Origin of the sequence: Sphingomonas sp. HMP9 (assembly GCF_013374115.1) — a bacterium.
Lineage (GTDB): Bacteria > Pseudomonadota > Alphaproteobacteria > Sphingomonadales > Sphingomonadaceae > Sphingomonas.
On record NZ_AP022673.1, the window covers coordinates 582,915 to 601,414 of the forward strand.

Here is an 18,500-nt window from a genome sequence, read left to right on the forward strand (position 1 = left end):
CCGCCTATGATCAAGATCGCGCAGATCGAGACCTTTATCCTGCCACCCCGTTGGTTGTTCGTCCGCGTCGAGACCGACGACGGTGCGGTAGGTTGGGGTGAAGCAAGCTTGGAAGGGCATGCCGAGGCGGTCGAAGGGGCGTTCGCGTCGCTCCGCGACCGCTTCATCGGGCATGACCCCGCGCGGATCGAGGATATCTGGCAGGTCGCCTATCGGCTTGGTTTTTACCGTGGGGGCCCGGTGCTGATGTCCGCATTGTCTGGTCTCGACCAGGCGCTGTGGGATTTGAAGGGGCGGCTACTTGGCGTGCCCGTGTGGCAGCTGCTCGGCGGCAATGTACGCGACCGCGTCCCAGTCTATGCTTGGATTGGAGGCGACCGGCCGGACGAGGTTGCCGAGGCTGCAGCCGAACGGCTGAAGCAGGGCTTCAAGGCGGTCAAGATGAACGCCACCGCCGATCTCGGCTGGCTCGACAGCCCCAAGGCTTTAGATGAGACGGTCGAGCGTGTTGCGGCGGTGCAGGCACAGGGGCTCGACGTGGGCCTCGACTTCCACGGCCGCGTCCACCGGCCGATGGCGAAGCAGCTCGCCGCCGCAGTGACGCCGCTTCGCCCGCTGTTCATCGAGGAGCCCTTGCTGTCGGAACATCTCGAAGGAATCGTCGATTTCGCGCAGCACACCAGCGTCCCGATCGCGCTCGGCGAGCGGCTCTACAGTCGCTGGGATTTCAAGCGCGTGTTCGAGGCGAATTGCGTCGACATCATCCAGCCCGACCTGAGCCACGCCGGCGGCATCTCTGAATGCCGCCGGATCGCGGCGATGGCAGAGGCGTACGACGTCGCGGTCGCGCCGCATTGCCCGCTTGGTCCGCTCGCGCTTGCGGCCTGCATGCAGATCGCCGCGGCGACGCCCAATTTCGTGATCCAGGAGATGTCGCTCGGCATCCACTACAATGTCGGCGGGCACGATCTGCTGAGCTACATGACCGATCCGTCGGTATTCGATGTGGTGGACGGGATGGTCGATGTCCTGAGTGGCCCTGGCCTTGGCGTCACGATCGACGAAGCGAAGGTGCGCGACGCCGCGAGCCGCCCGATCGTGGGCTGGCGCAACCCGGCGTGGCGTGGGCCCGACGGCGCAGTCCGCGAGTGGTGATCCGGAACGTCGCGATCATCGGCGCGGGCAAGATCGCCCGTGACCAGCACGTCCCCGCTCTCCGCGCCAGCGAGGCCTTCTCGCTGGTCGCTACGGTCGATACCGGGGGGGGGATCGACGGTGTGCCAAACCATCGCGATCTTGCCGCATTGCTGGCAAGCGGCATTCGCGTCGATGCCGTCGCGATCTGTACACCGCCGCAGGTCCGCGGCGCGATCGCGCGGCAGGCCATTGCGGCGGGGCTTCACGTCCTACTGGAGAAGCCTCCTGCTGTGACGTTGACCGAATTGACCGTGCTGACCGATCTGGCACGCGGCGCTGGCGTGACGCTGTTCGCGGCCTGGCATTCGCGTTTCGCGCCGATGGTCGAGGGGGCACGCGACTGGCTCCACGGAAAGACCGTCACAGGCGGGCAGGTGACATGGCGTGAAAGCGTTCGGCGCTGGGATCCGGGGCATTCCTGGCTGTGGGCGCCTGGTGGTCTCGGCGTGTTCGATCCGGGGATAACGCGCTCTCGATCCTGACCGCGATCTGGCCCTCGCCGCTGAGCGTTGCGAGCGCGCGGTTGAAGGTTCCTGAAAACGCGCACACGCCGATCGCCGCACGGCTGACGCTTGCCAGCGGCGGCGCAACCATCTCGGTCGACTTCGACTTCCGCGAAGAGGGTGAACAGATCTGGACGATCGCCGTGGAAACCGCGGGCGGTCTTAGCCTGCGGCTGTCGAACGGCGCCGCCGCGTTGTCGATCGATGGCGGCCCTGCGTGTTGGACATCGGCGAAGGACTATCCCGCACTTTACGCGCACTTCGCCAAGTCCATAACCGCCGGGGCGATCGATGCCGATCCGGCGCCGCTTTGCCTCGTCGCCGACGCGCTGCTGGTGACGCATACCGAACGCGTCGAGGCGTTCGTCGAATAAGACTCACTCGCTTGCGCGACCGAGCGGGTCTGGCGTCACCTCACCACCAGGTCGCGTAGAGCGCGATAAGGATCAATACGACCGCGCCAGCGCCCATGTTGAAGCTTGCCTGCGTGGTGTAATCGACGTCGGCGGTGGTGATCGTGTCGGCACCGCGCCGTTGTGGGACGAGCAGCGATACTATGACCGCGAGAACAAGCGCGGCAAGGAAGACGGCGCCCATCCGGTCCATGAACGGCAGCGTACCCCAGACTTCCTTCAATACCCATGACAGCACGACGGACGACACCGCTGCGGTGATCGCGCCAGCTTCGTTGGCGCGTTTCCAAAACAGGCCAAGCAGGAAGATGACGGTAATGCCGGGCGTGAAAAAGCCGGTGAATTCCTGAATGAACTGGAACGCCTGTTCGGACGCCCCGACCAACGGACGCGCGGTCGACACCGCAATGACGATCGCGACGACGGCAGCGATCCGCCCGGCCTTTACCAGATGACGTTCGTTCGCATCATGTGCGCCCGTGCCGTGCTCGGCGTCGGTACGTACACCGCGATATTTGGCATAGATGTCGAGCGTGAAGATGGTCGCGATCGAATTGATTTTGGAGGCGGTCGACGCGATGATCGCGGCGATCAACGCGGCGAAAACAAGACCCAAAAGTCCGGTCGGCAGCAGGGCCATCATGGTCGGATAGGCCTCGTCGGGCTTGGCCAGGTTGGGCGCGAGCAACAATGCGGCGATCCCCGGCAGCACGATTATCAACGGCATCAGCAGCTTCAGGAACGCAGCGAAGATGATCCCCTTCTGCGCCTCGCCAAGGCTCTTGGCGGCGAGGGCGCGTTGGATGATGTATTGGTTGAAGCCCCAATAACTCAGATTCGCGATCCACATGCCGCCGATCAGCACCGACAGCCCGGGCAGGTCGGCGTAGTGCGGATTGCCCTTCTTCAGGATCATGTGGAAATGGTCGGGGATGCTGGTCGTGAGCTTGCTCCAGCCGGCCAGGACGCCTGCGCCTTCACCGAGCTTGCCGAGCGTCAGCCAGGCGATGATCAAGCCGCCGAGCACCAATAGCGTCACCTGGACGATGTCGGTCAGCGCCACCGCCTTCAGTCCACCGCGGATCTGGTAGAGAAGCGCGAACGCACCGAGGCCGACGAGCGCAATGTTCTGGTCGACGCCCGCCACCTTCGTCACGGCGATCGAGCCTAGCCAGATGATCGAGGTAAGGTTCACGAACACGTAGAGCGCGAGCCAGAACACCGCCATCAGCGTGCGAATACGGGTGCCGTAGCGCCGTTCCAGGAACTGCGGCATCGTGTAGATCTCGTTGCGCAGGAAGATCGGGAGGAAGAATTTCCCGACGATCAACAGCGTCAGCGCCGCCATCCACTCGTACGACGCGATTGCGAGGCCGATCGCATAGCCCGACCCCGACATGCCGACGATCTGTTCGGCGGAAATGTTAGCCGCGATCAGCGACGCGCCGATCGCCCACCAGGGCAGATCCTTCGATGCGAGAAAATAGTCGGTGGTGTTCTTGGGACCGGCGCCCTTCTTGTCGCGGCTCACCCATTGCGCGAGGCCGAAGATGAAGATCGCGTAGACGACGATCACGGCAATATCGATGGGGTTTAACGGCAACGGACAGGCTCCTCTTGGCGCCCCACCGTTCGGATGCCGCCGAACGATCGGAAGCTCGCGAATTCGTGTAAGCAGCGCACGGTATTAATGATCAGGCGATTGCCTCTTCATTACTGCAAATTATATGATTATTGAGACGTGTCGAGCCGGAAAGCGCGCATGAGCGGGAGTGGTGTTCTGGAAAGTCGTTTGATCTGGTCGTTGGAGGCCATGCGGGGCGAGGGGCCGGTGTGGGGCGACGGAGATGCAGCATTGTGGTTCGTCGATATCAAGCGGGGACGGTTGCATCGCTACGATCCCGCGACCGACGTGCGGCGCTCGATCGACATCGGCGGGCAGGCGAGCTTCATCGCCGCGACCGATGCGGGCGCGCTGCTGATTGGCAGCGGATCGCGCTGATCGGCGATACGGCGCTCACCGAACGGTACGTCCTGGCGCTGGCCGGTATCGATCTGCGCCCCGAAACTCATGACGGCGAGGCGTGCGAGCTCGCCGGGCCTCGCACTATTGGAGATTTCATGACCATCGACGACCTGCTCGCATCCGGTACGCCGCCGATCGTCGCCATCCTGCGCGGTATCACGCCCAAGGAGGTGCTGGCGGTCGGCCAGGCGCTGGTCGATAGTGGCATTCGCTTGATCGAAGTGCCGTTCAACTCGCCGGATCCGGTGACCAGCATCACGATGCTGCAGACCGCATTCGGCGACTTGGCCGCGATCGGTGGCGGCACTGTCCTGGATATCGCCGCGGTCGAGGCGTTGGCCGCGACCGGCAGCACCATCATGGTCACGCCGAACACCGACCCGAAGGTCATTGCGCGAGGCGTCGAACTGGGACTCGAGCCGATGCCCGGGTTCGTGACCCCGAGCGAGGCGTTCCAAGCAATTGCCGCGGGCGCCCGACGGATCAAGCTGTTCCCCGCGGTGGCGCTCGGCCCGAATTATCTGAAGGTGGTGCGTGACGTACTGCCGCGCGACGTACGAGTCTGGGGGGGGGGGGCGGCACGGGGGCGGACAATTTCGCGGAATGGCTGGCGGCGGGGGCCGAAGGGATCGGCGTCGGCGGCGCGCTCTATAAGCCCGGCGATGCGGCAGCCCTGGTTGCCGAGCGCGCTCGCGCTCTGGTCGCGGCGTGGCAGTCGGCTCGCCCCGCTTAACGAAACGTGGCCTTGTCGTCGGGGCGAAATTGAGCGAGCAAACGATATGAACGATACCGAGCCAAGCCAAGTCCGCACATCGCTGGGCCGCAATCTGACCCATGGCATGCTCGACGCACTTGGCCGCGCGATCGTCACCGGCCATTATGATGGCCGGCGGTTTCCGACGGAGGCGGATCTCACCACGCAGCACGGCGTCAGTCGTTCCGTAACCCGGGAGGCGGTGAAGATGCTGACCGCCAAGGGGCTGTTGTCGGCAAGGCCGCGGCAGGGAACGATCGTCCAGCCGACATCTGCATGGAATCTGTTCGACACCGACGTGCTGCGCTGGCTGCTCGAGCGCAAGTTCACGCTGCCGCTGCTGCGCAGCTTCAACGAACTCCGCTTGGCGATCGAGCCGATGGCGGCGCAACTTGCCGCCGCGCACGCCACGCCGGCCGGCAAGGCGACGATTGCGGCGGGCTACGCACGGATGGAAGAAGCCGAGCGCGGCGACGAGGATGCGCTGGAGGCGGATATCGCGTTCCACGTCGCAATTCTGCGTGCGGGCGACAACATGTTCTTTGCCCAGTTCGAGGAACTCGTCTCGACTGCGCTGCGTACCTCGATCCGCTTCACCAACCGCTTCAAGGGACGCAGCGCGAGCCTGCCAGCGCACAAGGCGGTCCTGGAAGCGATCGAAGCCGGCGACGAGCATCTGGCGGGCGCCGCAGTGCGACAGATCATCGAGGACGTCATGGTCCTGATACGACAGGCCGAAAGTGCAGGAGCGGCAGCCGACCGGGCCAACGCCCTTGATATCTAATCGGGCAAACGCGCCGTTGGCCGGGGGCGACAGACCGGCGCCAATATCCCGCGATGGCGGGTGGTGGTCACCGCCATCAATCGCCCCGCCGACCCTTCGACCTATCGGGTACACCTTCCATCAACTTGGCAACTTGTACCTTTACGGCCGACGTTGCCCGCGAGTCGGCGACCTGCTTCGCCAAAGCTGCCACCCGTGAGTCGGATTGCGCCACCAGCGTCGGTAACTGCTACGGGTGATAATCGATCAGGCTAGGAGAGCGAGACCAGCCAGGAAAGCAATCGACGGGTTCTCGAAACCTCTCCATTCCTAAGAAATCAGCCGACTGGGTTTGAGATCCGCCTCCCGACCCGCCTTTGCCATCGACATGAACGAATGGCGGAAACCGGGGAGCCGGAAAGCACTCCGGAACGCCCACTTGTGGGTCCTTGCTACTGCACCTCCGCTATGGATTGCCGCCCAGACCGTAAGCTTCAAGCGACCGAGCGCATCCCAACAGCGGCCGTTCACCCTTGGGCGGTTGGGCGGATAACGATGCTACCGACTTCAACTTCGGGTGGCTGATCGATCGCGTAGAGGATCCCGCGCGCGATTGCATCGGACGGGATGGCGATCACGCCAAGTTGTCCCTCGATCATTGCTTTTGTCGGCTGGTCGGTGATGCTGTCGCCGAAGTTTGTGGCGATCATCCCCGGAGACACTTCGGTCACGCGCAGGTGCGGTCCCGCCTCCTGTCGCAATATTTCCGTCACCGTGCGAACGGCATTCTTGGTGGCGGCATAGACTCCCATCGTCGGCAGCATCTTGATGCCGGCGGTCGAAATGACGTTGATTACATGCCCACTCGCCTGGCGTGCAAACACGGGAAGGGCAGCAGCTATGCCGTAGAGCGTGCCACGCAGGTTTACGTCAATCATGGCGTCCCAGCCTTCGACGTCGAGCGCGTCTAACCGGGAAATCGGACCAATTCCGGCGCAATTGATGATAACATCGAGCCGGCCGGCTCGTTCCAACGCCAACGCTACGAGCGCTTCAAGATCGTCCCGCCGGCGTACGTCGGTCGCCTTTGCCACGGCTTTTCCGCCCATGGCGGTGATCTCTGCTACGACCGCCGCGAGAGCATCGTCACGGCGCGCGCCTAGCACCACGAAGGCGCCGTGTTCGGCCAGCAGTTTTGCCGTCGCCCGGCCTATTCCGCTGCTCGCGCCCGTGATGGCGACAACCTTACCTTCAATACCCATCTTCAATCTCCTCGTCATCGAGATGGGCAGCACGCTGGAGATGCACTATGGCGCATCGTCTATGGATCTCTCGCGATCGTCCAAAAGCTCTATCGATCCATTGTCCGACGTGCTGAACGTTCTTGGGGCGCGGGTGGCGCGGCGAACCAGGCTGGAGGCATCAGGAGGGTGGGCCTTCGCATTTCCGGCCGTCGACCGCCTTAAGTTCGTTGCCCTGCTGCGCGGCAGCCAGTGGATGCTGCTTCCGGGATGCGTGCCGCAGGTGATGAATGAGGGAGATGTGTGCCTGCTCGGGCGTACCGCTTATGCCGTAGCGAGCCACCCCGCCGAGCCACCGATGGATGGTCAGGCGCTCTACGCGGAATGCGACGTGGCACGTGTTGGGGGTGACGATACGATCGGGATTGGAGGGAGCGTTACGTTCGGCGCCGGAAGCGCCGACTTCCTTCTCGACATGCTCCCGGCATTCATGATCGTTCCTCGATCCTCGCCGTCAGCCGATGCGGTGGCGACGATCCTCACCCTGATGAGCCGGGAAATCGATCGGGACAGGATAGGCAGCGAGATCGTGAGCGCCCGGCTTGCCGACGTGCTGCTGGTGGAAGCTATCCGTGCATATGCATGCCGCGTCGATGTACCTCATATTGGATGGCTTGGCGCGCTTTCGGACGTTCGTCTTGGCCGGGCGCTTCGCGCGATCCACGATGAAGTCGCGAAACCCTGGACAGTGTCGGGGCTTGCCGGTGTCGCTGGTATGTCACGTGCCGCGTTTTCAGCCGAGTTCACCCGCCTCGTAGGGCAGCCGCCGCTCACTTATGTCCGCACATGGCGTCTCACATTGGCCCGCGCGGCGCTGACGCGCGGTGATGCAACCGTCGCCAGCATAGCAAACAAGATCGGCTACACCTCGCAGAGCGCGTTCGGGCACGCGTTCCGGCGGGCCTTCGGTTATCCTCCGAAAGCAAACTCTCGGCCGGAAGAAAAACGGCTATCTAGCTGAAGAAAGCAAGAGCGTGGCATGCCGATGCCCACCAGTCATCGATCATCAGCGGCCGGCTTGGCTGGTCCGAGACTCATACGTCTCGATGAACAAATGTCCGAAACTGGGAAGTCGAAGGCGGCCGGCGAATGGCCGGGATCGGGTCTCGCTGCCGATGCAGCCCCGTTTAGCTAGTTAGAGCGAAAATCGTGCTGCGGCGACTACCGCAATGACCAGTCCGGCGACACTCGGATAAAAGGTCAACGCAAATCCGAATGCCCGGGACCGTGCGCCGTTCGCGTAGCCGATCCAGAACAGGAAACGCCCCATCACGAAAAGGGTCGCAAGCGCAATGATCAGTTGCGCCGACGAGGCAACCAGCATTGCGAGCGCGACATGGATCGGAATCGCCAACGCTGCCTGCTCCAAGGTATTTTGCAACACTGCGTTGGCGCGGCTTACATCCGCAATGCCGTTGGTAGAGCCACTACCGGCGATATCGTTAGCTGAAAAGAAACGTAGTCGCGCGACGTTTCCGATCGTTGCCGCAAGGCAGCAGAGAACCAACAGGTCTGCCTTTGCGGCGACGATCAGGCGATCCGGCAGCGGGCGAGAAGCCGGCCCGCTCAAGTACAGGCACGCTGCCGTCACCAGGATCGTGACACAAAGCGCCGCCAGCATTCTGCTTGCAACGTCACGTTGCTCCCGGTGGAAATTGTCAGAGGCAGTCACAGCCCCTTTCTACACCAGACGGGACTGGCTTCACCATATGAACCAGCGTTTGGTATTGGCGAGACGATCAGGTGCCCTGAACGTCTGGAACTGGGTCTTTGCTGCCATCAAACTGCGCGGCAGTAAGCGGCACCAAATGGTGGCATGACTGGTATCGCGCCGTCAGCAACCGTTGAGAGTGATGGCCGCCGTCGTGTCCACCGCGCGGCATCGCGCTGACCAATCTGTTTAGCGTACAACGTGCTCAGTTCCGACGAGGAGAGGACGATGCGTAACCTATGGGCGATAGCGGCGACCGCCAAGCTGACGGGGCTCGACCACAAATACCAGTATTTGATCGACAAGGCCTATAAATACGACCCGGCCTCCAGCACGATGGTGAAGGTCGGCAAGACGGCGGCGGGCGGCAAGTGATCGAACCGGCCGGGTCGACGATCGATCGTCTTGTTCCGGAGTTGCGGTCCGGCGGGTTCATGCGCGTGAAATCGTCGAACTATCACGAGGAATTCAAGCGAGGTGATGTGACGGTCGCCTATTCCTGCGGACGATACGGCGAAGAGCTGATGTGCTTTGTCACCGACGCCTGTCAGTTCCGGTTTCAGATGAGCTCATACGTGGCGATCGTCGATCCGCCCGCTGCAGCACAATCCCGAGCCAACGGACGTGAGAACGATGTCGATCAGCTGGACTTCGACCATACCAATTATGCCGCGATCTCAAATCGTTATTATCTGACGATGCAGGCGCTGCTTTCTAGTTTCCTGAAAAACTGGCCCAGCGGAAAAAGCATTCTCGACGGTGAGGCGAAAGAGCGGATGAAGCAACGCGACCGGGATGTACTCGGGTCCTTCGGCCTGTCTAGAGAACAAACCTACCTCTAGCCGCGGGGCTCACCCGGCTGTCAGCGCTGTTATGCAGCAATGGACGGGAAGCACCGAGCCGTCGATAAAACAAGGCTCCAGGCTAGCATCGTCGCGACGATCGTCCAGACAGGATAGCGAACAGCCGTGGTCGGTGCGCACCCTGCATGAGGGTGGTCGTTCGACCCCGGCGGTGTCGCACTCATGGTTCGGCTCGACGGAAACAGCATGTCTCGTGGTCGTTCACAAGACCGCAAGCCTGCATCCAGGCGTAGACGATGACTGGGCCGACGAACTTGAATCCGCGCTGCTTGAGCGCCGCGGATAGGGCTTCGGATGCAGGCGAGCGGGTTAGCGCCTTGGCACCGTCGCCGATCACTGGCGTACCATCAACGAAACTCCAGACAAAGCTGCCGAAATCCTCGCCGGCGTCACCCATCGCGAGATAGGCGCGGGCATTGCCGATCGTCGCCGCGATCTTGGCGCGTGAGCGGACGATACCGGCGTTGCCGAGCATCGTCGCCATGTCCGGCTCGCCGAACCGAGCGACGATGTCCGGATCGAACCCAGCGAAGGCGGCCCGGAATGCGTCGCGTTTGCGAAGGATCGTGATCCAGGCGAGCCCGGCCTGAAACCCGTCGAGCATCAGCTTTTCCCAAAGCGCGCGCGGATCGCGTTCGGGCACGCCCCATTCGGCGTCGTGATACGCCGCAAGCAACGGATCACCCTGCGCCCATCGGCAGCGAGATAGGTCGGCGCGAGTTATGGCGGGGGCTGCCCGGTCTTTGCTGTCGATCTGCATGCTGGCCTGGACGATGCTCGCTCTGGGCTGGCGTGTCGATGCCGTTCGCCATCACCGACGCCGAGCAGGTCTTGTTAAAATTCCGCCGTTCGGCGCCGATTCCGTCGAGGCGGACTGATTGCTATCCTCACCTTCAAAGCGGTCCGGGATTATCAAGACGACTTGCGGTCAGGTGGCTGGCGAGGCGTAGGATCGCAGTTCATCGAGGATCGAATGCCGCGAAGGGCGCCAACCAAGCTCACGTTCGCCCGCATAACCCAGGGCCAACTTGCCCATGTTGCCGGCTTGGGGATCGGCTAACAGGAACAACGCGAAAGGAACCCGTACCAGGCTCGGCTTGGAGGCCGTGTCCCCTCAAAACGAGCGCCCGCTGTCGGCCACGAAACAAGCGCCCGTAGCTGCGGACGTGCCTGAAACCTGGTCAGACGAAACCGCCATTGGCGCGGATCGTCTGACCATTGACCCAGCCACCATCAGGGCTAGCTAGAAACGCCACGACCGATGCGATGTCGTTGGGCTGGCCAAGCCGCTTCAGCGGGTTGGCGTCGATCATCGATTGCACCAAGGCTTCCGACTTGCCGTTCATAAACAATGCCGTTGCCGTCGGCCCAGGCGCAACCGCGTTCACGGTAATGCCACGCGTGCCAAGTTCCTTGGCGAGGATACTGGTCATTGCCTCGACCGCAGCCTTTGTCGCGGTGTAGACGCCGTACCGGGGGAGAAGCGCGCCGACGACGCTGGTCGAGAAACTGATGATGCGACCTCCATCATGCAATCGACGTGCGCCTTCTCGCATCCCGCGAAAGACGCCAGCGATGTTGACGGCAAGCTGATGATCGAAATCGGCGTCGCTGACATCGGCAATCGGCGCGAAGATGGCAACACCCGCATTGTTGACCAGGATATCGAGGCCGCCGAACGTCCGTTCCGCAGCGTCGAACAGCGATGGTATGCCGTCCAGCGTGCTGACATCGGCCTGCACCGCGATCGCTTCGCCGCCGGATGCGGTGATTTCGGCCACAACGTCTTCTGCATCCTCGCGACCGGTCGCGTAGTTTACGATCACGGCCATACCGTCCGCGGCAAGGCGCTTGGCGATGGCCGCGCCGATGCCCTTCGATCCTCCGGTAACCAATGCGATTTTACGTTCCGTCATGATCCGTCTCCTTCTGAGACTGTATGTAGGCTGTCGTGCGGGCGGGATAATCGGTCAGGTCTTGCCAAGTGTGTTCGGATATGGCGAACAATGCGCATGGATCGCTTGGAAGCTATGCGGCTGCTCGTACGTGTCGTCGAACGTCGTAGTTTTACGGCGGCAGCAACCGATCTTGATATGTCGCGCTCGACGGCGACCGAGGGCATCAAGCAACTGGAGGCCCAGTTGGGCGTGCGCCTGCTGGAGCGAACGACACGGATCGTGACCCCCACGCTTGATGGCGACGCCTATTATCGTCGCTGCATCGCGATCCTGGCCGATATCGAAGAGGCGGAGGGCGCGTTTCAGGACGCCGAGCCGCGTGGGCTGCTTCGGATCGACGTTCATGCGATGATCGCGCGGCGCTTTCTGATCCCGCACATTCCCGCGTTCCTCGACCGTTACCCGCGGATCGATCTTCATATCGGCGAAGGGGATCGCCTCGTCGATCTCGTGCGCGAAGGCGTGGATTGCGTCATCCGTGCAGGCGAGCCAACCGAAAGTGGCTTGATCATGCGGCGTGTTGGCACGCTGAACGAGATGACGTGCGCGAGTCCGGCGTATCTTGCGCGCCACGGCGTGCCGGCGACGCCCGCCGATCTCCAAGGTCACCGAATGATCGGCTATCTGTCATCGCGAACCGGCGAGATCATCCCGATGGAATTTACGGTCGAGGGCCGGCTCGACTACGTCACCTTGCCCAGCCGCGTGACGGTCAGCGGTGCTGATGCGATGGGGGAGCTTGCCCGGCTTGGCATGGGGCTCATCCAAGCTCCGCGGTATCGCTTCGTCGACGATTTTGCCGCTGGCACGTTGACCGAGGTGCTGGCCGACTATCCACCTTCGCCGACGCCGCTCGTGGCGCTCTATCCGCAGAACCGACAGCTCTCACCGCGTGTCCGGGTTTTTCTTGACTGGGCCGTAGGCGTTTTCGCATCGGCCGATCTTTAAGAATAGGTGCCACCACAGTTCGGCGCGGTATCCGATGTCGCGATTGATCGGCGCCAACTAACGCGAATGGGCAGCGAGATGTTGGAAGCAGGATGCGACCCCTGTCAAAGTCCAAATGTGAACGAGCGTCCGAAGTTGGGAGGCAAAAAAGGGCGCCTGAGTGGCTGAATGTGGGTCGTCGCGGTCGCGCACGGGCAGACGGCTTCCAACCCAGTCCAGGCCTTACACCGATAATTACCCGACGGCATGCCCTGTTGCGTTCGCTGATATGCTGCCACAACCAGCCTCGCATAATCGGGTGCTATGTGGCCCGGAACGTCGCGCGGACATGCTCCACGAACGTTTCGGCATTCTCCATTGCCGCGAAATGCCCTCCGTTCGCGGCCTCTCCAAAATAGCGCAGATCGGCAAAGCGCGCCTCCGCCCAACGGCGGGACAGGCGGACCTGCTCGCCGGGGAACATGCTGACACCGGCCGGCAACTGCACGGGCGCGCTCGGCATCCCTTTCGCCATCTCCTGCGCGGCCTCCCAGTAGAAGCGTGCCGAGCAGGGCCCGGCGTTCGGCAGCCAGTACAGCATGATGTCGTCGATCAGATGGTCGAGCGGAATGACGCGTTCGGGTTGCCCGCTGCTGTCCGACACATCCTGGAACAGTGCATAGATCCAGCCTGCCAGTCCGACAGGCGAGTCCGCGATCGCGAAGGCAAGCGACTGTGGCCGTGTGCACTGCAGCTTCATATACCCCGAATACTCGCGGTCGTAGCGCGCGGCATCGTCCAGCATCTGCTGCTCGGCCGGCGTCGCATTCTCCCGTTCCTCGGGTGTCGGCTGGACCATCACCATGTTGAGGTGGATACCGGCGAGGCCCGGCACGCGCATATGCGCAAGCGCCGTGGTGACCGCGGCACCCCGGTCTCCGCCTTGCGCCATCCAGCGATCGCCATAGCCGAGCCGCTGCATCAGCTCGCCCCGTGCTGCGGCGGTGCGGCCGACACCCCAACCCACCTCGGTCGGCTTGTCGGAGAAGCCGAAGCCGGGCAGCGCGGGGATGACGAGGTGGAAGGCGTCCGATGCGTCGCCGCCATGCGCGCGCGGATCGCTGAGCGGGCCGATCACGTCGCGGAACTCGAGCACCGATCCCGGCCAGCCGTGCGTAAGGAGCAGCGGTGTCGCGTCCGGTTCGGGCGAGCGGACATGCAGGAAGTGGATGCCGAGCCCGTCGATCACCGTGCGGCTGCTGCCCCAGCCGTTGAGCAGCGCTTCCGTCGCACGCCAGTCATAACCGTCCTGCCACCGCTGCGCGAGCGCGCGGATGCGGTCCGATTGCGGGCCCTGCGACCCGTCCTGCACCGTGCCGACATCGGGCCAGCGGGTGCGGGCGAGACGATCGGCCAGATCGTCGAGGTCGGCCTGAGGGATGTGGATCGGGAACGGCTGGATGGCGTCGCTCATGATAAGACTCCGGACGGTGCGATCAGAGTGTCGGGGCGAGGACGGCTTCGGCGCGCGTCCAGTCGGTCTTGCCGTAACGATCGTTGTCGAGGGGCGAGAGCTTGCCGCGTCCGCTCGACATGTCGCGAACATATTGCATGCCCTGCCAGGCCGGGAATGGCGCATCGGTGGCTGGCGACAGCGCGCGCGCGACGCGGATCAGCGTCGAGAGACGCCCGAGCCCACCCGTACGGAACGGCTTCCAGCGGCGACCATCGAGCCGCGTCATCAGCGTCGCCAGGTCGCGCGGAGACACGACGTCGCCGGCGATCCGCAGGAAGCGGGGCGCATCCGTATCGAGCGCCGCGTCGGCGGCATAGTCCGCGACATCGTCCTTCGTCGTGAAGTCCAGCGGCTGGTCGGCGTCTCCCCAGTAGAGGATACGGCGGAAGCGCGGCAGCACGATCGGCGCTTCGCCGGTCAACAGGTCCGCGAAGGCGCCGTTGAGGATCGAGGTCGCGCGGATCGGCGCTGCATCGACATGCGCCATGAAGCGGCGCCGAAGGTCCATGTTGCGATTATCGCCGGGGCGGGTCGTAGTGAAATCGAGCGAGAAGTCGGACGGGATGAAGCGGGGTACGCCCGCTGCGACCGCCGCATCGAGGAGCCGGATCTGGAGATCGAGAATGACCGGTTCCAGCCCGTTCAGGGCCGAGACGACGCACTCTACACCACCAAGCGAAGCTGCAAGCGCAGCGTAGTCGGAGAAATCGACCGGTACCGGCGTGCCGCCACGCGCGCGCACGGCATCCTGCGCCGCGGCCGGCGTGCCGCTGCGGACCAGCGCACGCACCGTCACGCCACGCCGGACCAGCGCCGACAGCACGCGTCCACCAAGATCGCCCGTGGCACCCGCCAGCGCGATCGTCCGCTGCGTGCCGCCGTCCACAGCGCTACGTCGTGTCGTTGCAGCCATCACCAACCTCCGTCTTATAAACTGAACTACACCGTTCAGTTCTATTTGACGGGCCAATGCCCTATATGGTTGCGTGATGCAAATGCGTACCGACACGAAGTCTGATCCAGCAAAGCGGCGACGCGGTGGTCGACCATCCGCCGACCAGGCCGGCGATGTCGATCGCCGCATCCTCGACGCCGCCACGGACCTGTTCTTGCGGCTGGGATTCGACGCGACGAGCTGCGATCAGGTCGTGGTGCTTGCGGGGGCGGGGAAGGCGAGCCTCTACGCCCGCTATGCCAACAAGGAGGAGCTCTTCGCGGCCGTGGTGCGGCGGATGGTGGATCACACGCTGATGCCGTCAGGCGTGGTGCCGTGGCATCTGTCCGTCCAGGATCGGCTGCGCGCGGTGGGCCATAGCCTGCTTGAGCATGCGTTGACGCCAGAGGCGGTCGCCCTGATGCGTGTCGTCGTCACCACCGCGCACCGGATGCCCGATCTTGCCCGGTTGGTGGACCGGATCGGCCGCGATGGCGGCATCGCCTGCGTCGCTCAGGCGATCGCAGGGGCAGACGCTGCACCGGACCGGATCCAGCGAGCATCGGACATTGCGGGTCGGTTCATCGACATGGTGTTCGTCCCCCACCAGATGCGCGCACTGATCGGTGACGATCGCGAGCAGCTGGATGCCGCATCATCACGGCGCATTAACGATGCCATCGATCTGCTCACCCGGGCGGGCTGGTTACACATAACCGAGGCGTCATAGGCTGTCTCGATCCACCGTTTCGATCTAACATTCTTTTCGGAAAGCCGATCTCAGCCTGGCGCGCGCCCGGCACCACACCCTTGCTGAGATGAACGAATGACTCAAGTTGCAAAGTCGGCCTCAGGGCGTGAATGGCGTCTGGTGGGTCATCGAGGTTTGACGAGCTTCGTGTCGAGCGAAGCCTCGTCGATCGGAGGATCCGTGAGCCTAGACGCACAGATGGCCAAGGATGGAATATTTAAACCCGTTTGCTTGCCTCGGCAGCTTCCCCGGCAGAGCGGGTGCCATAAAGCGGTTAGCATTCGGGATTGGTGCCACGTTCGCACTGGCGACCTGAAGGCGCAGGAAAAGTCGATTCACTTATTAAAGTTGGGGGCGGCATTGATCCGCCTGCAGTAAGTGATTTTCGAGAAGAAGGATTAAGGCCTATGCAGTACATCCTTAGCAACATTTTCCCGATTGGGGCGGCAACGATTGCCGGACTGATCATCCTGTTCCTCCGGTTCCGGTATCGGTTCAAAGGCGCAACGATCGCAGCTGCAACGCTGGCGCTATTCTGGTTAGCGGCGATCCTGGCGGGCGCGCTTATCCTGGCCCCGGTAGACGCGGGGCCTTGGACAGTTGCCTTAGGGAGCGCGTTCATTATTTGGATCGGCTTCGTGCTGCCTGCTCTTTCGATTGCGCTTAATCTACGCGGCCATCCCTGGTCGATCAGCCTGGCCGACGCGACTTGGTGGCTGGCGGTCATGCTTACACAGGCGGTAGTGCTGCACAGCATTGGCCTGACAAAGCCCATGTCCGTGGGGAGTGCCGTAAGCTCAGACGCCACGCCTCGGGCTAAACCGGCGGTTTGACACATGAACAAGCGTCCGTTTCCGGGGAGCAGCCAGAGCATCACGAATGACCGAGTTTGGGTCACTCCGGCCCGCGGCAGTGAGAGGCGCGAAGGAGGCTGGTCGCGTTTAAGGTCGCGCTCCGAAAGTGGTACGACCGAAACGCGAGTGGACCTAACTCGCGTCATGCCAGTTCCCGTCTCGTCACCGTCCGGAGAGCAAATCCATGCGCCTGATCGCAATCGAAGAACACATCCTCCCGCAGGAGGTGCGCGACGCATGGAGCGCCGCGCCGCTGCCGCATGATCCGGTGTCGGCCTTTGCGGATGGCGGCGACAGCGGAGCCCGCCTTGCCGATCTCGGCAAGGGCCGCCTCGCGCTGATGGACGATCAAGGCGTCGATGTGCAGGTACTGTCACTCACTACGCCCGGGCTCCATAATCTGGCTCCCGGGGTCGCGGTCGAATTGGCGTACCGGGTGAACGACCGGATCGCCGAGACCTGCGCCCGCCATCCTGATCGCTTCCAGGGGTTCGCGGCGCTGCCGACGCCCGATCCTGAGGCCGCGCCGCGCGAACTCGAGCGCGCTGTCCGTGACCTTGGCTTGAAGGGCGCGTTGCTGTGTGGTCGGACGCGCGACCGGCACCTCGATCATTCCTCCTTTCGCCCGATGCTAGCTAAAGCGGCTGAACTGCGCGTGCCGCTCTTCATCCATCCGCAGACACCGCTGCCCGCGGTGCGCGAGGCCAATTATTCTGGAATCAACGAGCGCGCCGACCTCGCGCTGGCCGCCTTCGGCCTTGGTTGGCATTATGAGGCGGGCCTGCAATGGGTGCGCATGGCCGCCGCTGGCGTGTTCGACGAACTGCCCGATCTGCAGATCATCCTCGGCCATTGGGGGGAGGTGGTGCTGTTCTATCTCGAGCGGATCTCGACCGTCTTCGAGCGCGCGCTCGACCTGCGGCGTCCGCTCGCGGACTATGCACGCGGCAATCTGTATGTGACCGGCAGCGGCATGTGGAGCGAGACCTATCTGCAGCGCTGCCTCGAGATCGTCGGGCCCGAGCGGCTGCTGTTCTCGACTGACTTCCCCTATCAATACCGGGAAGGCGGGGCACCGCGCCGTTTTCTTGAGGGCTGCACGCTCGACGATGCCGCCCGTGAAGGGTTTGCGCATCGCAATTGGGACCGCCTGACTGGCGGCGGCGCTTAGCGTCCCGTTGTCGAAACGTTTTTGGGAAGAGAATGGCGGAAGGACAGAGCTCTATGACATCTACACAGCCCTGCTGCCTACATGAACGGATGACCGAAGTTGGGAAGCTGAAAACTGGCCGCGAATATCCGACTCTCGGTCCTTGCTGTCGAGCAGCTTATAGCCTCACCCTCGTGGCCTCCGACGTCCTCGGGGCGGTTTGGCGTACAAGTCCTCTCGCGAAATGCCCGACGGGGGAGCTCAATCCGATTGGCAAAGACAGCAGTTGGACAAGAACGACCGTGGCCACACCCCACCAGTATGCGAAATGGACCCGACGCAACGCGACACGATCAAACACGATCCCCTCGACAACGTACACTACCATAGTTCCGAGTACAGCGACCGGGGCAGCGTCTCGCATAGGTAACATGTCCAGCAAGCGACCAATACAATCACCGTTCCGCTTAACATCAGTAGCTGATGCCATGCCAGTTCTTTTCGCCGGCGAATAGCGGCATAGGTGAGCCCGCCGAACCCGAGCATGGCCAGGGTATTGATCGTCAGGAGGAAGCCCGGCGGAAACGATGCCGGCGCGCTGCCGCGGGCGATCGAGACCATTGTTCCTGCAATGCCGAGCGGAACCATAAGGACGGCTATCACGGCACCGAGTCATCCCCGCCGGCGATGCAGATTGATGTTCCAACCCTCGACCACGAGCCAGGTCTGAACGAGAAATAGTACCATCCACGACGAAAAGATCACCGCGTGCAAATGCACCGGCCACGGGAAGTCTGTGAACCAAGCATGGTGGACCAGCACGTCGATCCAAGGCCAGTCATCGCGGTGAGAAACACTACAAATGCCATATAGGCAAAA

General features: G+C 63.0%; 20 protein-coding genes and 1 pseudogene. 13 read left to right on the top strand and 8 right to left on the bottom strand.

What is annotated here, in order from left to right:
• Nucleotides 1-6: 6 nt before the first annotated feature.
• The 3 genes from dgoD to HMP09_RS18650 are packed head-to-tail and all read left to right on the top strand — an operon-like array spanning nt 7 to nt 2,074.
• Nucleotides 7-1,155, top strand: coding sequence for a galactonate dehydratase (dgoD, locus tag HMP09_RS02585; protein WP_176499055.1), 1,149 nt, complete (start codon nt 7-9; stop codon nt 1,153-1,155).
• On the top strand, nt 1,152-1,679 hold the full coding sequence (locus HMP09_RS18645) for a Gfo/Idh/MocA family protein (protein WP_443026434.1): 528 nt from the start codon (nt 1,152-1,154) through the stop codon (nt 1,677-1,679). Before dgoD ends, HMP09_RS18645 begins: the two co-directional genes overlap by 4 nt.
• A 41-nt stretch (nt 1,680-1,720) precedes the next feature.
• Complete coding sequence (locus tag HMP09_RS18650) at nt 1,721-2,074, top strand: hypothetical protein (protein WP_443026435.1); 354 nt, start codon at nt 1,721-1,723, stop codon at nt 2,072-2,074.
• A gap of 40 nt (nt 2,075-2,114) precedes the next feature.
• Here the strand turns inward: HMP09_RS18650 and HMP09_RS02595 are convergent, their stop codons facing one another.
• Entirely contained in the window at nt 2,115-3,716 is a 1,602-nt protein-coding gene (locus HMP09_RS02595; protein WP_176499056.1) for a sodium/sugar symporter, read from the bottom strand.
• A gap of 189 nt (nt 3,717-3,905) precedes the next feature.
• Between HMP09_RS02595 and HMP09_RS02600 the strand changes: the two genes are divergently transcribed.
• From HMP09_RS02600 to HMP09_RS02610, 3 genes and pseudogenes are all read left to right on the top strand, one after another.
• Entirely contained in the window at nt 3,906-4,115 is a 210-nt protein-coding gene (locus HMP09_RS02600) for an SMP-30/gluconolactonase/LRE family protein (RefSeq protein WP_232090578.1), read from the top strand.
• 119 nt (nt 4,116-4,234) lie between these two features.
• Nucleotides 4,235-4,872, top strand: a pseudogene (locus HMP09_RS02605) (2-dehydro-3-deoxy-6-phosphogalactonate aldolase).
• A 46-nt stretch (nt 4,873-4,918) separates the two neighbouring features.
• Entirely contained in the window at nt 4,919-5,677 is a 759-nt protein-coding gene (locus HMP09_RS02610) for a FadR/GntR family transcriptional regulator (RefSeq protein WP_176499058.1), read from the top strand.
• 506 nt (nt 5,678-6,183) lie between these two features.
• Here the strand turns inward: HMP09_RS02610 and HMP09_RS02615 are convergent.
• Complete coding sequence (locus HMP09_RS02615) at nt 6,184-6,918, bottom strand: SDR family oxidoreductase (RefSeq protein ID WP_176499059.1); 735 nt, start codon at nt 6,916-6,918, stop codon at nt 6,184-6,186.
• On the opposite strand from HMP09_RS02615, the gene HMP09_RS02620 reads away from it, so the two are divergent.
• Nucleotides 6,890-7,918, top strand: a complete 1,029-nt coding sequence (locus HMP09_RS02620) for an AraC family transcriptional regulator (protein WP_232090833.1) — start codon at nt 6,890-6,892, stop codon at nt 7,916-7,918. The genes HMP09_RS02615 and HMP09_RS02620 overlap by 29 nt on opposite strands.
• 174 nt (nt 7,919-8,092) lie before the next feature.
• Here HMP09_RS02620 and HMP09_RS02625 read toward each other — a convergent pair whose 3' ends face one another.
• A complete protein-coding gene (locus HMP09_RS02625) occupies nt 8,093-8,578 on the bottom strand; it encodes an MAPEG family protein (RefSeq protein ID WP_232090580.1) in 486 nt (161 codons plus the stop codon).
• Between the two features lie 318 nt (nt 8,579-8,896).
• Here HMP09_RS02625 and HMP09_RS02630 point away from each other — a divergent pair, with 318 nt between their 5' ends.
• Both HMP09_RS02630 and HMP09_RS02635 read left to right on the top strand, forming a co-directional pair.
• Nucleotides 8,897-9,043, top strand: coding sequence for a hypothetical protein (locus HMP09_RS02630; protein ID WP_176499061.1), 147 nt, complete (start codon nt 8,897-8,899; stop codon nt 9,041-9,043).
• Nucleotides 9,040-9,510: a hypothetical protein gene (locus HMP09_RS02635; RefSeq protein ID WP_176499062.1), complete on the top strand. Its 471-nt coding sequence runs from the start codon at nt 9,040-9,042 to the stop codon at nt 9,508-9,510. Before HMP09_RS02630 ends, HMP09_RS02635 begins: the two co-directional genes overlap by 4 nt.
• A 181-nt stretch (nt 9,511-9,691) precedes the next feature.
• Here the strand turns inward: HMP09_RS02635 and HMP09_RS02640 are convergent, their stop codons facing one another.
• Nucleotides 9,692-10,291 (bottom strand): DNA-3-methyladenine glycosylase I, encoded by a 600-nt coding sequence (locus HMP09_RS02640; RefSeq protein WP_176499063.1) that lies wholly within the window; start codon nt 10,289-10,291, stop codon nt 9,692-9,694.
• Between the two features lie 421 nt (nt 10,292-10,712).
• Nucleotides 10,713-11,447 (bottom strand): SDR family oxidoreductase, encoded by a 735-nt coding sequence (locus HMP09_RS02645; RefSeq protein WP_176499064.1) that lies wholly within the window; start codon nt 11,445-11,447, stop codon nt 10,713-10,715.
• A 114-nt stretch (nt 11,448-11,561) separates the two neighbouring features.
• On the opposite strand from HMP09_RS02645, the gene HMP09_RS02650 reads away from it, so the two are divergent.
• A complete protein-coding gene (locus HMP09_RS02650; RefSeq protein ID WP_232090582.1) occupies nt 11,562-12,437 on the top strand; it encodes a LysR family transcriptional regulator in 876 nt (291 codons plus the stop codon).
• A gap of 301 nt (nt 12,438-12,738) precedes the next feature.
• Here the strand turns inward: HMP09_RS02650 and HMP09_RS02655 are convergent, their stop codons facing one another.
• Both HMP09_RS02655 and HMP09_RS02660 read right to left on the bottom strand, forming a co-directional pair.
• Nucleotides 12,739-13,890 (bottom strand): epoxide hydrolase family protein, encoded by a 1,152-nt coding sequence (locus HMP09_RS02655; RefSeq protein WP_176499066.1) that lies wholly within the window; start codon nt 13,888-13,890, stop codon nt 12,739-12,741.
• 22 nt (nt 13,891-13,912) lie between these two features.
• Nucleotides 13,913-14,845, bottom strand: coding sequence for an NmrA family NAD(P)-binding protein (locus HMP09_RS02660; protein ID WP_176499067.1), 933 nt, complete (start codon nt 14,843-14,845; stop codon nt 13,913-13,915).
• 76 nt (nt 14,846-14,921) lie between these two features.
• Here HMP09_RS02660 and HMP09_RS02665 point away from each other — a divergent pair, with 76 nt between their 5' ends.
• The 3 genes from HMP09_RS02665 to HMP09_RS02675 all read left to right on the top strand — a co-directional run bounded on the left by HMP09_RS02665 (nt 14,922) and on the right by HMP09_RS02675 (nt 17,642).
• Nucleotides 14,922-15,596, top strand: coding sequence for a TetR/AcrR family transcriptional regulator (locus tag HMP09_RS02665; protein WP_176499068.1), 675 nt, complete (start codon nt 14,922-14,924; stop codon nt 15,594-15,596).
• A 428-nt stretch (nt 15,597-16,024) separates the two neighbouring features.
• Nucleotides 16,025-16,450 (top strand): hypothetical protein, encoded by a 426-nt coding sequence (locus tag HMP09_RS02670; RefSeq protein ID WP_176499069.1) that lies wholly within the window; start codon nt 16,025-16,027, stop codon nt 16,448-16,450.
• Between the two features lie 205 nt (nt 16,451-16,655).
• Complete coding sequence (locus HMP09_RS02675) at nt 16,656-17,642, top strand: amidohydrolase family protein (protein ID WP_176499070.1); 987 nt, start codon at nt 16,656-16,658, stop codon at nt 17,640-17,642.
• Between the two features lie 360 nt (nt 17,643-18,002).
• Here HMP09_RS02675 and HMP09_RS02680 read toward each other — a convergent pair whose 3' ends face one another.
• Nucleotides 18,003-18,269, bottom strand: a complete 267-nt coding sequence (locus tag HMP09_RS02680; protein ID WP_176499071.1) for a hypothetical protein — start codon at nt 18,267-18,269, stop codon at nt 18,003-18,005.
• Nucleotides 18,270-18,500 lie beyond the last annotated feature (231 nt).